Source organism: Achromobacter sp. RT286_PF (assembly GCF_059760425.1).
Genome location: NZ_JCBAMR010000009.1, coordinates 139,692 through 152,617 on the forward strand (window position 1 = coordinate 139,692; position 12,926 = coordinate 152,617).

Annotated in this window: 14 protein-coding genes; 8 read left to right on the forward strand and 6 right to left on the reverse strand. The window is 64.4% G+C overall.

Annotated elements, in window-relative coordinates:
• Positions 1-21: 21 nt before the first annotated feature.
• Positions 22-198: a CsbD family protein gene (locus tag AC6LJY_RS10595; protein ID WP_498135890.1), complete on the reverse strand. Its 177-nt coding sequence runs from the start codon at positions 196-198 to the stop codon at positions 22-24.
• A 28-nt stretch (positions 199-226) separates the two neighbouring features.
• Between AC6LJY_RS10595 and AC6LJY_RS10600 the strand changes: the two genes are divergently transcribed.
• Positions 227-1,261, forward strand: a complete 1,035-nt coding sequence (locus tag AC6LJY_RS10600; RefSeq protein WP_498135891.1) for an SDR family oxidoreductase — start codon at positions 227-229, stop codon at positions 1,259-1,261.
• A gap of 68 nt (positions 1,262-1,329) precedes the next feature.
• Here the strand turns inward: AC6LJY_RS10600 and AC6LJY_RS10605 are convergent, their stop codons facing one another.
• Positions 1,330-1,920 (reverse strand): hypothetical protein, encoded by a 591-nt coding sequence (locus AC6LJY_RS10605; RefSeq protein WP_314355674.1) that lies wholly within the window; start codon positions 1,918-1,920, stop codon positions 1,330-1,332.
• A gap of 142 nt (positions 1,921-2,062) precedes the next feature.
• Here AC6LJY_RS10605 and AC6LJY_RS10610 point away from each other — a divergent pair, with 142 nt between their 5' ends.
• Both AC6LJY_RS10610 and AC6LJY_RS10615 read left to right on the forward strand, forming a co-directional pair.
• Complete coding sequence (locus AC6LJY_RS10610) at positions 2,063-2,332, forward strand: hypothetical protein (RefSeq protein ID WP_046807592.1); 270 nt, start codon at positions 2,063-2,065, stop codon at positions 2,330-2,332.
• 70 nt (positions 2,333-2,402) lie between these two features.
• The gene (locus tag AC6LJY_RS10615) at positions 2,403-2,702 is read left to right on the forward strand and encodes a DUF378 domain-containing protein (protein WP_314355673.1); all 300 of its coding nucleotides are present in this window, start codon (positions 2,403-2,405) and stop codon (positions 2,700-2,702) included.
• Positions 2,703-2,713: 11 nt separating this feature from the next.
• Here the strand turns inward: AC6LJY_RS10615 and AC6LJY_RS10620 are convergent, their stop codons facing one another.
• Complete coding sequence (locus tag AC6LJY_RS10620) at positions 2,714-3,058, reverse strand: hypothetical protein (protein ID WP_498135892.1); 345 nt, start codon at positions 3,056-3,058, stop codon at positions 2,714-2,716.
• An 86-nt stretch (positions 3,059-3,144) separates the two neighbouring features.
• Between AC6LJY_RS10620 and AC6LJY_RS10625 the strand changes: the two genes are divergently transcribed.
• Positions 3,145-3,528, forward strand: coding sequence for a hypothetical protein (locus tag AC6LJY_RS10625; protein ID WP_052946137.1), 384 nt, complete (start codon positions 3,145-3,147; stop codon positions 3,526-3,528).
• 12 nt (positions 3,529-3,540) lie between these two features.
• On the opposite strand, the gene AC6LJY_RS10630 is transcribed toward AC6LJY_RS10625, so the two are convergent.
• The gene (locus AC6LJY_RS10630) at positions 3,541-4,923 is read right to left on the reverse strand and encodes a sigma-54-dependent transcriptional regulator (RefSeq protein ID WP_046807590.1); all 1,383 of its coding nucleotides are present in this window, start codon (positions 4,921-4,923) and stop codon (positions 3,541-3,543) included.
• Positions 4,924-5,184: 261 nt separating this feature from the next.
• On the opposite strand from AC6LJY_RS10630, the gene AC6LJY_RS10635 reads away from it, so the two are divergent.
• Together AC6LJY_RS10635 and AC6LJY_RS10640 are read left to right on the forward strand one after the other, a co-directional pair.
• Positions 5,185-6,129 carry a sigma-54 interaction domain-containing protein gene (locus AC6LJY_RS10635; RefSeq protein ID WP_082134678.1) on the forward strand — a complete coding sequence of 315 codons (945 nt, stop codon included), beginning with the start codon at positions 5,185-5,187 and terminating at the stop codon, positions 6,127-6,129.
• A 143-nt stretch (positions 6,130-6,272) separates the two neighbouring features.
• Positions 6,273-7,727 (forward strand): RNA polymerase factor sigma-54, encoded by a 1,455-nt coding sequence (locus AC6LJY_RS10640; protein ID WP_485131765.1) that lies wholly within the window; start codon positions 6,273-6,275, stop codon positions 7,725-7,727.
• Between the two features lie 244 nt (positions 7,728-7,971).
• On the opposite strand, the gene AC6LJY_RS10645 is transcribed toward AC6LJY_RS10640, so the two are convergent.
• The gene (locus AC6LJY_RS10645; protein WP_104145536.1) at positions 7,972-8,328 is read right to left on the reverse strand and encodes a superantigen-like protein SSL4; all 357 of its coding nucleotides are present in this window, start codon (positions 8,326-8,328) and stop codon (positions 7,972-7,974) included.
• 231 nt (positions 8,329-8,559) lie between these two features.
• Positions 8,560-11,565, reverse strand: a complete 3,006-nt coding sequence (locus tag AC6LJY_RS10650) for an ATP-binding protein (protein ID WP_498135893.1) — start codon at positions 11,563-11,565, stop codon at positions 8,560-8,562.
• Positions 11,566-12,036: 471 nt separating this feature from the next.
• Between AC6LJY_RS10650 and AC6LJY_RS10655 the strand changes: the two genes are divergently transcribed.
• Together AC6LJY_RS10655 and AC6LJY_RS10660 are read left to right on the forward strand one after the other, a co-directional pair.
• Entirely contained in the window at positions 12,037-12,357 is a 321-nt protein-coding gene (locus AC6LJY_RS10655) for a flagellar transcriptional regulator FlhD (RefSeq protein ID WP_498135894.1), read from the forward strand.
• A gap of 274 nt (positions 12,358-12,631) precedes the next feature.
• Positions 12,632-12,926, forward strand: a 295-nt coding sequence (locus AC6LJY_RS10660; protein ID WP_498135895.1) for a contractile injection system protein, VgrG/Pvc8 family, incomplete at its 3' end; no start/stop codon positions are given.

Consider the following 12,926-nt stretch of genomic DNA (forward strand, 5'->3'; position numbering starts at 1 on the left):
CAACAGGGCTCAGGCCGGGCATCAGCCCGGCTTTTGGGCCTTGTCCTTGGCGCCGCCGTAAGCGGCCTGCGTCTTGCCGGCTACTTTTTGCGCCGTGCCTTTGAGCTCGGTAGACGTGCTACCGGTTGCCTTGCCAGCCACTTCCTTTACCTTGCCGGCGGCCTCTTCGACTCTGCCCTTTACCTGGTCCTTGTTCATGGCTCTCTCGCTTTCATCATGTTGATGTGTGCCCGACGCCACGGTTGACGCCGGTACCGCTCCTACGCAAGCGCCGTGCCCAAACCGCTTGGCACAACAACAGGAACAAGGTTTGCTCCTGCGCGGGGCCAGGCGTGGAATTTCGCGCCATGACCCTGACAGGAGCCCAGCCATGAGCAAACCCTCGACCCCGCCCCAAACCGGCGACCGCCCGCACCCCACTCCGCCCATGCCCGGCCAACATCTGGAAAAACCCGGCAATGAAGCCGACATGGTGCTCAAGCCCCAATACCAGGCGCCCGGCTACGAAGGCAGCGGCAAACTCAAAGACATGGTCGCCCTTGTCACCGGCGGCGACTCCGGCATCGGCCGGGCCGTCTGCGTGTTGTTTGCGCGCGAGGGCGCGGACGTCGCCGTGGTGTATCTGGACGAACATGAGGATGCAGAGGAAACCCGGCGCGTCGTCCAGGCCGAAGGCCGGCGCTGCGTGTTGATCCCAGGGGACGTGAAGGACGGCGCCTTTTGCAAAAGCGCCGTGGAGCAGACCGTGAAGGAATTCGGCAAGCTCGACATCCTCGTCAACAACGCGGCGTACCAGCAGCACATAGCCTCGCTGACCGACATCAGCGACGAGCAATGGGAAAAAACGCTGACCACCAATATCACCGGCTACTTTCGCATGGCGCGCGCAGCGCTGCCGCATTTGAAAACCGGCGCGTCGATCATCAACACCGGGTCGGTCACCGGCTTGCAAGGCAGCGCCAAACTACTGGACTACTCGTCGACCAAAGGCGCCATCCATGCCTTTACCCGGTCGCTGGCCGCCAACCTGGCATCACAGGGCATCCGTGTGAACGCCGTGGCGCCCGGACCGGTGTGGACCCCGCTGAACCCGGCGGATCAAAGCCCCGAGGCCATCAAAGAGTTCGGCAAGAAGACGGATCTTGGCCGCCCGGCCCAGCCCGAGGAAATTGCCCCGGCCTATGTGTTCCTGGCCTCGCCCGTCTGCGCCAGCTACATCACCGGTATCGTGCTGCCCATCACGGGCAGCGCGGGCGACTGATCAGCGGGCGGGAAGATGCAGCAGGCCGCCCGCGGGCGGCCTGCTGTTTTTGATCCAGCACAGAAGATTCAAGGCGTGGGCGACGGCGCCTCGACGGTTTGCGGCGGCGTGAGCGGGTCGAAGTCCTGCCATTTTCCGTCGCGCCAACGGCCTTGGGCGCGTTCAATGTCTTGTCCGCCAGACTCGCGCAACACCCGACGCGCCACCGATTCCTTCTCCGCGGTCACGTGCAACGCCAGCATCACCCCGGCCATGCGCACCACCGGGTGGGATTCCTGCACAACCGGCGTGCTGGGCGTCTTGCGCCGGCCTCGGCCCACGATCCACATGGCGCCAGCCAGCGCGCCGATATAAGCCCCGACACCGGCCGCCGCGATGATGATCAGCACAGGCGCGGACATCTGCGCGGCAATGACGCCACCCAGCAAGGCAAACACCAGTCCCAACGCCGACGCGCCGGCCATCGCGCCCAGGTGGCCGCCCTTGGCGTCGGGGTCGGCCGCCCGATCCCCGCCAAGCGGATAGCGCGAATGGCCGCCTGCGGAATTGATATAGAACGTGTGGACGTCGTCTTCCGTAAAGCCTTCTTTGAACAGGTTTTGCGTGGCCACGGAGGCTTGGTCAAAGGTCTGGAATCTGGCGGCAACGATCAAGGACATAGCGTTCTCCCGTATGCGTACGCCCGCTGTCCAGCAACTTGCATACCCGAGGGGCTGCGGCACGCCACTTGCGGGGCCGGCCGAAGCGCGGCGTTGCCATGCGGCTGCGCCATCGCCTATTCAAGACTTACCGGAGACCGTCATGCCCCCTACCCCTGACATCCAATACCCCGACAACAGCGGCCGCCCCGATGTCGGACCCAGCGACACCTCGGACTCTGCCAGCGATGTGCCGCCGGGCCTGGCGCACACCGATAGCGACTCGCAATCCACCGGCGACCGCGAAAGCGTGGACCCGGACTTGCTGGACGACGATGTGGACGGCGACGACATTGCGCCCGATCACGTGACCGACGCTGACGACGCGGGCGTTTCGCGCTCGCCGCCTGACCCGGTCCGCAACGGAGGTTGACCCTTGGGCAGTACCCACGCGCTGCGGGCGGCCTCTGCCCGCAGCCGCCCCTCACCGGAGCACGCGCACCATGGACATGTCGGGCCAGAGTGAAGATATTTCCGCAAGCGAAGAAGAAATTGCCGCGCGCCCGCTCGGCCGCCGACGCGATTTGTCGGGGCTCGATTGGGTAGCGCTGATCGCGGTGGTGGCTGGCGGTTTGAATTGCGGCCTGATCGCTGCCGTGAACCTGGATGTGATCGCCCGCGTCATTCCCAACGCCGCCGTCACGCGCGGCATCCAGGGCATCATCGGACTGGCCGCGCTGCATTGCGTGGTGATGCTGTTCCGCTGGGCAGATGAAGCGGGCGAGCCCGGCGAGCCGGGCTAAGCCCGGCTTATTCAGTTGCCCGGCGGGCGCTTGCCCGGGTACTGGCCCCCTTCCTCGAATTCAGCGCCCTTGGTATTGGGTTTCTTGTCGGCGGGCCGCTTCGCGGGCTGCCGCTCTTTGCCGAAGCCCGGCTTGTCGGCGCCGAACTGCCCGCTGTCGTGGGCGGCTTCGGTATTGTCCTTGGGCTGGTTGGCCTGGGATTTTCCGGTCTCGGCGCCGGCGGCCTGATTGTCCTGCTTCATATCGTTCTTCATATCGTTGTGGCTCATGGGTATCTCCGCGTTGACGTGATGGATATCGCCGCGCATCACCTGACGTGGGCGGATATCGCTGGTTATCGCCCACAGCCCGCGCAAGCGCCGTGCCTGACACGCCGGGAACGGGACTTGCTCTAGACTGCGCAGGTCCGCCCCGTGTGGACCCTTACCCAAAGGAGTCAGTCATGAATCTGTCCAGAACCGTTTGCCCCGCTATCGCCTTGTGCCTGTCCGCCGTCGCCTTCCAGGCCTCCGCGCAAACCACCCAAGGCAGCTCTGCGCCCTTGCGTACGAACGATCAAATCGACAGCCAATACAAGATGGACAAAAAGGCTTGCGATGCGATGAAGGGCAACCAGAAGGACGTGTGTCAGAAGCAGGCGGAAGCCAACCGCGACAAGGCCCGCGCCGACGCCAAGGCCGGCAAGGAAAAGGCCGAGGCCAACCATGACGCGGCCAAGACCAAGAGCGACGCCGATTACAAGGTGGGCAAGGAAAAATGCGACGCCATGTCCGGCAACGCCAAGGACGCTTGCATGGCGGATCTGAAGACCCGCCACAACAAGTAAACCGCTAGTCGGTCAGGCCGCGTCCCTGGAATCGCGCTGGCCGGCGTCTTCGCCGGGCAGCGCGAAGCCGGCCGCGGCATATTCTTCAAGTCGGTTGTAAAGCGTCTTGGGGCTGATGCCCAGCATCATCGCGGCTTGCTTCTTCACGCCGTTGCAGCGTTCAAGCGTTGCGAGGATCAGGCGGCGATCCGCCTCGGCCAGCGTCTCGCCAACCGGCACGCTGACTTCTCCGCCCACGGGTTCACCCGCCGGCGACACGTGCGGGGCCAGCATGTCCACCCCCAGCACATCCCCATCAGCCATGATGAAGGCACGGCGCACAAAGTTCTTGAGCTCGCGCACATTGCCTGGCCATTCATACTGCTTGAGTATTTCGGACGCTTCGGGCGAGAAGTATTTGTTCCTGCCCGACTCCTGGTTTTGCGCCTGCAGAAAGCGGCGCGCCAGCAGCAGAATGTCGTCGCCGCGCTCGCGCAGCGGCGGCAGTTCAATCGGGAATACGCTCAGGCGGTAATACAAGTCTTCGCGCAGCTTGCCTTCCTGCACCGCCTGTTCGGGATTGCGGTTCGTGGCCGCAACGATGCGGATGTCGCAGCTGATCTCGCGGTTGGTGCCCACGCGCATGAACTGCCCGGTTTCAAGCACGCGCAGCAGCTTGACCTGTAGGTCCAGCGGCATTTCCGTGACTTCGTCCAGGAACAGCGTGCCGCCGTCGGCCCGTTCAAAATAGCCCTTGTGCTGGCGGTCGGCGCCGGTAAAGCTGCCGCGCTCGTGGCCAAACATTTCGCTTTCGATCAAGTTGGGCGAAATCGCCCCACAGTTGACCGCAATGAACGGGCGCTGGCGACGCGCGCTGAGTTCGTGGATGGCGTGGGCAGCAAGCTCTTTGCCGGTGCCGCTTTCGCCGATCAACAGTGTCGTGACATTGGTGGGCGCCACCCGGCCGATCTGGTGGTACAGCTGCACCATGCGTTCCGACTCGCCATACAGCTTGCCGAAACGGCCGGGCTCTTCGAAGGGCATGCCGGGCAGTTCGCCACCGGCGTTCGTAACGACTCGCGTCAGAATTTCGTTCAGCCGTTCCATGCAGATCGGCTTGACGAGAAAATCGCTGGCGCCCAGACGCAACGCCTGGACGGCGTAATCCACCGTGCCGTGCCCCGTCATCACAACGACTTCGGCGCTGGCCACGGCCGCATTCTTAAAGATGTCCATGCCATTGCCACCGGGCAAGCGGACATCGGTCAACACCAGATCCGGCGCTTGCCGTTCCAGCTGTATCAGCGCATCTTTCACGCTTCCTGCCACTGCCACCGAAAAGCCGCTATCGCGACCCATTTCGGCCAGTGTTTCCCGTATCGCGTCGTCGTCATCGACGACAAGCAGATGAGGCATGAGTTCTCCTGTTGCCAGTGCGCGGTCTATCCATCAGCGCGCGCGTTTATCACTGTGAGGATAGACACTCTGTGGCCATAATGCGTAAATAATCGATACTGTCCACTAAAGTTTTCGAATACTTGCAACTGGTCGCAGTCGGGCTACAAACGTACCACTACGATTGTGCTGTCGCGTAAGGCCCCGGCGGCCCGAGGTATCTTTATGGCAAATCGCACCACCGCGCGGCGCGACACTGCGCCCGCGTCTTCGGTCGTCCCCATGGACGTCACCGGCATGTCTGCTGTCATGCAGAAATTGGCAACCCAGTTGCAGCTGGCGGCGGCCACCGACGCCAGCGTATTCATCGTGGGAGAAAGCGGCGCGGGCAAGGAAATCATCGCCCGAGCCATCCATGATGCAAGTGAACGGCGCGCCGCGCCCTTTGTCGCCGTGAACTGCGGCGCCATCAGCGGCACGCTGGCCCACGCCGAATTGTTCGGCCACGAGAAAGGCAGTTTTACCGGTGCGGTTGCGCAGAACGCGGGCTATTTTGAATACGCCAGCGGCGGCACCTTATTCCTGGACGAAGTCACCGAGATGCCGCCCGACATGCAAGTGCATTTCTTGCGTGTGCTGGAAGCGGGAACGTATCAGCGCGTGGGCGGCACCGACCTGCTGCGCGCCAACGTGCGCATCATCTGCGCCAGCAACCGCGACCCCGCGGCCTCGGTGGCCGATGGCAGGCTGCGCCAGGACTTCCTGCATCGCCTGCTGGTCATCCCCCTTCGGGTACCGCCGCTGCGCGAACGCGGTGACGATGCGCTGATCCTGGCGCAGCGCTTCCTGGACGGTCTGAACGCGCAATATCAAACCCAGAAAACGTTTTCGAAGCGCATGCTGGACGCCATCGCCCAGCATGACTGGCCGGGCAATGTGCGCGAACTGCGTAACGTTGTGCAGCGCGCCTTCATTTTGTCGGACACGCAGCTGGACACCAACCTGCTGGCCCGCCCTGCCGCCAGCCAGCACGCCGAGATGCGCGAAGGCGCGATGAACTTTCCGGTGGGCATGCCTTTGGGCCAGGCGCAGCGCGCCTTCATCCTGGCGACACTGGCCCACCACGGGGGTGACAAGCGCCTGGCGGCCGACACCTTGGGCGTCAGCTTGAAAACCCTGTACAACCGCCTGGACGTCTACGAAAAAGAAGGTTTGTCGGGAGGCTGAGCAGTTCTTACCGTCGCCTTGTAATACGGTCGCTGCGACAGGGCCGCAAGCCTCGCGCCTACGCCCGAAAATCGACCTGGCACGGATCTTGCATGTGTCCTAGGATGCGCCGCCCTTCGGCGGCTTTCATCCAGGAGACTCGATTGGGCCACCCCTCGCAAGAATTGCGCCTGCGCCAACAAATGACGCTTGCGCCGCGCTTGCAGCAGTCTGTCAAGCTGCTGCAGATGTCGGCGCTTGAATTCACGACCGCGGTGGAACACGCGCTTGCCACCAACCCCTTTCTGGAAGATGGCGACGAGCAGGACACCGAACCGCTGCCAAACGGCGATTCCATCAAACCCGGCAATTACGGGGACGAGCCGTCGGCCATGGCCGACGCCGCCCCGCCCTCGCCATCCGAGGCCGATGAGCCTTTGCCTGACGCCCCTTCCTATTCCGGCGACTATCCTACCCAGCTGACGGGCGGTGGCGACGGCAAGGACATGGGGCAATGGGTCTGCGCATCGGTATCGATGCGCGAGCGCCTGTCCGCGGACTTGGGCAACTATCACCTGGAACCGCGCGACCGCCTGCTGGCCGAATTCATCATCGACGCGCTGGACGACGACGGCTACCTGCGCGTGCCGCTGATGAGCCTATGCGATCCGGAGCACGCCGGTTTCAGCCCGCCGCCAGACGAAGGCGAATGGACGGCCGCCCTGCGCCTGGTGCAGCAGCTGGACGCGCCGGGCCTTGCGGCGCGAGACCTGACCGAATGCCTGTCGCTGCAATTGGCGGCGGCGCAGTCGGTCGAACCCCACGTGCGCGACCTGGCCTTGCGCATCGTGCGCGAGCATCTGGACCGCTTGGGCAAGAACGATTGCGTCGGGCTGCGCCGTTTGCTGGGCTGCACCGATGAGCAAGTGCGCGAAGCGTGCGCGCTGATCCGCAGTCTGGATCCCAAGCCGGGGTCGCGCTACAGCGCTGAAGCGCCCGTATATGTGGTGCCCGACGTGTTTGTGGACAAATGGCATTCGCGCTGGCGCGTGCTGCCCAACCGCCACGCCATGCCCCAAGCACGGCTACATCGCACGTACGCCGACCTGTTCCGCCGCGCCCGCCTGGATGACCGCAGTCCGATGGCGCAAGAGCTTCAGGAGGCGCGCTGGCTGGTGCGCAACGTGGAACAGCGCTACACGACCATCCAGCGCGTGGCCGAGGCCATCGTCAAGCGTCAGCAGACGTTTTTTGAATATGGCGAAGTGGCGTTGCGGCCGCTGATGCTGCGCGAAGTGGCGGATGATCTGGACATGCATGAATCCACGGTGTCGCGCGCCACCGTCGGCAAGTACATGGTGACTCCGCGCGGCGTCTTTGAATTTCGCCACTTCTTTTCGCGCGAGCTGGCCACGGAATCGGGCGGCTCGTGCTCGGCCGCGGCGGTACGCGCGCTGATCAAGGAAATGGTGGATGCCGAGGACCCGACCATGCCGCTGTCCGACGTTGCCCTGACGCAGCAGCTGGCGGCCAGCGGGATCTTGCTGGCACGGCGCACGGTGTCCAAGTATCGCGGGCAACTGCGGGTGCCGCCGGCGGAATTGCGCCGTCAGCATTAAGAGGCGGTCGCCACGCAAGCGGTCGTGCAGGCGTTGCGGGCGCCTGTTGGAAGACACGCGATAACACGCGATACATACCGGCCACGCTTCCTGGAAGCCGTGGCCGGTTTGCTAAAAAGATGGTGTTTCGTTTTGCGGGTTCGCATAAAAAAGAAGGCTTCCCGTGGGAAGCCTTCTGCTCGAACGGCGCGACGGGGCGCGACGGCGCGACGGCGGCGGTTAAGGCCGCCGTCAACGTCAGCCGTTACTTCGAGCCGCCAGTGTTCGGATAGCCCGGAGGCGGCGTGGCGCCTGCGCCCGGCGTGCGGGGCACGTTGTCGTTGGCTTCACGAGGGCGCTTCGGTGTTTCGTCGGAGTGCTTCTTGCCCGACGACATGGTGCCGCTTTGGTGAGTGGCGGGCGGCGTCGTCCCGGTCGAAGGCGTCGCGTTGGGCGCCGGAGCCATCTGGCCCGGAGGCTGTGCGCGGTTCGGCTGCGCGGCGGTGGCGTCATTCGGCGTGGAGGACGGCGTGGTCGGGTTGGCCGATTGGGCCATTACCGCGCCGGCGGACGTCAAACCGGCTGCCAATACGAAAGCGCAAGTCAAAGCACGAGATTTCATAGTCAGACTCCTTTGTGGAAAAGCCCAGACCTATGAGCAAGCTGCGTTCCCGCCCCGCTTTCCCACCCGGCTTTTCCCTTGCGGCACCGCTACCCGCCGAGTCTGTTGCCTGACCGGGTATTTTTTACCGGCGATTGCAGTGGGGACATGCAGTGGGGACATGCAGTGGGGGCATGCAGCGGGGGACAGCAGCCCGGTGGCGAGGCCGCCCACGCCACCGGGCCGGTGTGACTACGCCGGCCGAGCGTTCGCTGCGTCTGCGCGGGACTCATCAAGCATCCGCTGCACGCGTTCACCCAGGACTTCAAGCGAAAACGGTTTCACGATGAGCTCGATGCCGTGCTCCAGAAAGCCCCCGCCCCGCGCCGCGCTTTCGGCGTAGCCCGTCATCAGCAAGACTTTCAGCCCGGGGTGCGCGGCGCGCGCCGCATCGGCCAGTTGGCGGCCATTTAGGGCAGGCAGCCCCACATCCGTCACCAGCAAGTCCATGTCGTGGGTATGCAGGACCAGTTCCAGCCCCGCCTCCCCGTCGGCGGCCGTCAATACCTGCATGCCAAGTTCAGCCAGGCACTCGCGCACCATCTCGCGCACATTGGCGTCGTCTTCCACCACCACCACCACCGACGGATTCGCGGCGTCCTGGGTGCGGTGCGCGGCGGGTTCGTGGCGCAGCGTGGCGTCAGGCGCGCCTTCATAGCGGGGCAGCAGCAGCCGGACGGTCGTGCCCTGGCCCACACTGCTTTCAAGCGTGGCCGTGCCGCCCGCCTGCTTGGCAAAGCCGTAGATCATGGACAAACCCAGGCCGGTGCCCTCGCCCAGCGGCTTGGTGGTGAAGAAGGGGTCGAACGCGTGGGCCAACACGTCTGGCGGCATGCCGCAACCCACGTCGCTGACCGACACTTCCACGAATTGTCCCGGGCTGATGCCGGGAAACGGACGCAGCGTGGTTTCGTCCAGGTGCGTATTGCTGGCGGCCACGGTCAGCGTGCCGCCATTGGGCATGGCGTCGCAGGCGTTGATGACCAGATTGAGCAGCGCATTTTCAAACTGGTTCCGATCGCAACTGACCGTCCACAGATCGGGTTGCAGATTGAATTGCAGCTGCACCCGTTCGCCGGTGTAGCGATGGAACAGGTCGGCCATCGATTGCAACGTGGGCGCCACGCTGAAGGGCTTGGGGTCGATGGGTTGGCGCCGCGAAAACGTCAGCAGCCGCTGGGTCAGGTGCGCGGCCCGGTTCGCGGAATCCATCGCCACGGTGATGAAGCGCTGGGCCTGCTCCGGCGTGCCGGCGGCGAGCTTGCGCTGGATCAGGTACAAGGCGCCCGTGATGCCCTGAAGCATGTTGTTGAAGTCGTGGGCGATGCCGCCGGTCAAGCGGCCCACGGCTTCCATTTTTTGAGACTGCCGCAGCGCCTGTTCGGTGTCGCGCAGCGTTTCGGCCTGCACCTTCAAATCCGTGTCGTCGCGCCCGGTCATGTAAAGGCTGTCTTGCGACCAGGACATGCTCCAGGTAATCCACCGATACGTACCCTCGCGCGTCAGCAGCCGGTTTTCCATATGGCGCACGGCCTGCGTCGGGTTGCCCTGGGCGGCCTGCGCAATTGCCGCGCGCGTGGCGGCCTGGTCGTCCGGGTGGATCAATTCGGTCAGCCCCATGGACAGAAACTGTTCCGGCGTCCAGCCCAGGATGGGCCGCACGGCCGGGTTGACGCTGACGAAACGATCCTGCCCGTCCACCACCGCCAGCAACTCGGGCGACAAGCGCCAGATCCGGTCGCGTTCCGCGATGGCGTCCTCCACGCGCTGCTCCAGCGTGCGGGCGTATTGCGAGCGCTCGACCGCATCGCACAAACGTTCGGATACCTCTTCGATGAAGGCAATGTCGCCCGCCTTGAGCCGGCTGCCCGCCTGCGGGCGTACCCACAGCGCACCGTCCTGACGACCCCAGCGGCGCATGGGCACCACGATGGCGGACGGCCGGACTTCACCATTCTGTTCGGCCACCATGGGTTGCAAATGTGCCGTGCGCCCCTTGCGCATCGCCGCCTGGAATTCTTCACCGAGCTGCTCGGGCGACAGCGCTTCGCGCGTTGCCAGGTCCGACTCGGACCGCCAACAAGCGGACAGCGTTGCCGGCTCGGTGTCGCCCGGCCAGTCCACCACGGCGACCAAACCCAGGGCCAGGTGCTGGCCCAGCCCGGCGCAAGCCGCATATTCGATCTCTGCCTGATGGTGCAATTCGCGCATGCGGTCCACCAGCGACAACAGGAAATTCTTGCGATGCTGTCCTTCCCAGAGTTCGGTTTCAGCGGCCTTGCGGGCCGTCACATCCAGGAACAACGCCATCATGCAATCATCGCCGTCCTTGCGGGCGCGGGCCTCGTACCACGCCTCTTTGGGCCCCGGCACGGCAAATTCAAACTGGGTTGGCTGCCCGGTTTCCACGACCTGGGCGAAGGCGTCCATGATCTGGCCCGGCACGCCGGGAATCATTTCGCGCAGCGTATGGCCCAGCGTGTCGCCCTCTTTCATGCCGCTTTGACGTTCAAAGGCCGGGTTGACCTCTAAAAAGCGGAAGTCCACGATGCGGCCGCTTTCGTCACGCAACGCCTCGCTAAGAAAGAAGGCCTCTTGCATGCCGTCGAACATGGCGCGCCAGCGCTCGCCACTGGCGCGCAGGGCGGCTTCGGTCAGGTGCCTTTCGATGGCCAGCGCGGCGCTGCGCGTCACCAGCGCAATGGCGTCGATGTCATGGGCGGACGGCGCGCGCGCCACCCCGTAGTAATTCGAAAACACACCCAGCAGGCGCCCGTCCGGCGCCTTGATGGGCGTGGACCAGCAGGCGCGCAGGCCGTGCGCCAGGGCCAGCTCACGCCAGGGCTGCCAGTCCGGGTGCGACGCAATATCCTCGGCGTACACGGGGTTGCCCGTGTACGCCGCGGTGCCCCACGAGGCCATGTTCGGGCCAATGGCGGTGCGCTGCACTGCCACGCTGAACTCGGGCGGCAAACTGGGAGCGGCGGTGTGCACCAGATATTTTCCGGTGTCATCCACCAGCGCAATGGCGGCCCGCAGCTGTACGCTGGACTGGGCCTCGATGGCGTGCAGTACGTGCTCCAACACGTGCGCAAGCGGCATACCGGCCGCAATGCGCTGCAACATAATCCGTTCATCTTCCAGACGGGCGAGCGTATCGGTCCACGGGAGGGATACGCGATCCTGCTTCTTCAACATTTCTGCCCCTTTACCAGCCAGTACTGTATTGCGGGGCCACGCCGCGATGCCGAAACCCAAGGTAACGCAACGCTACCGATCCTGCCCCGTCTCCAACCGCAAGGCGTCCGGCGCCTCGGGTTTGTCCACCTGGCGCACTGATCGCTGTGCGCGCGTTATGCATGTGATGATCCCGCACCCGCCAGTATGCGCCGTCGCGCCAGCATCCGGCTTGGCTAGTGGAGGATACGCGCGGCGCAGGCGGTCATCAATCCGGCGCAATGAGACGCCTTCTTTTTTGCGGCACGTCGGCCGGCTCCCCGACGACAAGGGAAATCCATTACTGACGCGTCCCGATGGCTTAAATATGATCGACAGACCATATCGGCACGGCAACCCGCCCCGGGTCTGCAATAGACGTTCGCGTCAGAACGCCGCGCGCCTTTCGCTCCGGTCGCGGCCGGCAAGCGGACTCTACGAGATGAGCGCCCGATGCCGAATTCGACCGAACTTCTGCGCGATATCCACGAAACCAACCTGATGTACCTGCTGCTGCTGCAACGCATGGCGCGCACCTGCGACGCCACGACGCTGGCCGGCATGCAGATGTCTCCGCGCGCCTGTCAGTGGCTGGCCGATCTGGAGCCGCACGCGCTGACCCGGCTGGCGCGCAGCAGCGTGCTGCTGGGACAGCTGAATGTAGCGCCGCACCTGCTGCTGTCGGCGCTGAGCCGGGGCATGGACGCGACGCTGGCCGCCCGTGGCGAGGCGGCGGCCATCCCGCCGCAAGCGGCGTTCAAGACCGAGGTTTGACGGCTTGGCGCGGGCCGTTTGCGGCCAGCCGAAGGGGCCGGGCCAGAATTGACCCGATCGAGCCAAATCTGGCCCACTCTAAGCCATTGATTCATAGATGCTTATTTTTTATCGAGCCAGATTTGGCCTGATTCGTGGGAAAAACTCGGGAATTCGGGCCCGATCGGCTTGTGCGCGCTGCGCGTAAGGCGCCTGATCTTTACGCAAGTCGATGATCTGAAAGGCTTTATTTTGTTGGCTTGTGGCTTGGCACGGATGTTGCATCAGCCCTGCCATGGCCCACTCATCCGACCTGCGTTTTACCTTCGTGCCCGCTGCCCGTGGCGTGGCGTTCGACGTTATTGAATTCACGCTGGACGAGGCGCTGTCCGAGACCTATCGGTTGGACCTTGAACTATCCAGCTTCGACCCCGCCATCGACTTTGGCGCGCTGCTGGATCAAACAGCGTTGTTCACGCTATGGCGGGGCGATGTGCCCGTGCGCCACGTGCACGGCATCGTCACCGCCTTCGAGCAAGGCGACACCGGCTTTCGGCGCACGCGTTACCGCGCCGTGGTCGAACCGTCGC

What these genes read in the sequence shown, in the direction of transcription:
- AC6LJY_RS10595 (WP_498135890.1), bottom strand. Translation starts at nt 198, where the DNA reads ATGAACAAGGACCAGGTAAAGGGCAGAGTCGAAGAGGCCGCCGGCAAG.
- AC6LJY_RS10605 (WP_314355674.1), bottom strand. Translation starts at nt 1,920, where the DNA reads ATGTCCTTGATCGTTGCCGCCAGATTCCAGACCTTTGACCAAGCCTCC.
- AC6LJY_RS10610 (WP_046807592.1), top strand. Translation starts at nt 2,063, where the DNA reads ATGCCCCCTACCCCTGACATCCAATACCCCGACAACAGCGGCCGCCCC.
- AC6LJY_RS10615 (WP_314355673.1), top strand. Translation starts at nt 2,403, where the DNA reads ATGGACATGTCGGGCCAGAGTGAAGATATTTCCGCAAGCGAAGAAGAA.
- AC6LJY_RS10625 (WP_052946137.1), top strand. Translation starts at nt 3,145, where the DNA reads ATGAATCTGTCCAGAACCGTTTGCCCCGCTATCGCCTTGTGCCTGTCC.
- AC6LJY_RS10630 (WP_046807590.1), bottom strand. Translation starts at nt 4,923, where the DNA reads ATGCCTCATCTGCTTGTCGTCGATGACGACGACGCGATACGGGAAACA.
- AC6LJY_RS10635 (WP_082134678.1), top strand. Translation starts at nt 5,185, where the DNA reads ATGGACGTCACCGGCATGTCTGCTGTCATGCAGAAATTGGCAACCCAG.
- AC6LJY_RS10645 (WP_104145536.1), bottom strand. Translation starts at nt 8,328, where the DNA reads ATGAAATCTCGTGCTTTGACTTGCGCTTTCGTATTGGCAGCCGGTTTG.
- AC6LJY_RS10650 (WP_498135893.1), bottom strand. Translation starts at nt 11,565, where the DNA reads ATGTTGAAGAAGCAGGATCGCGTATCCCTCCCGTGGACCGATACGCTC.
- AC6LJY_RS10655 (WP_498135894.1), top strand. Translation starts at nt 12,037, where the DNA reads ATGCCGAATTCGACCGAACTTCTGCGCGATATCCACGAAACCAACCTG.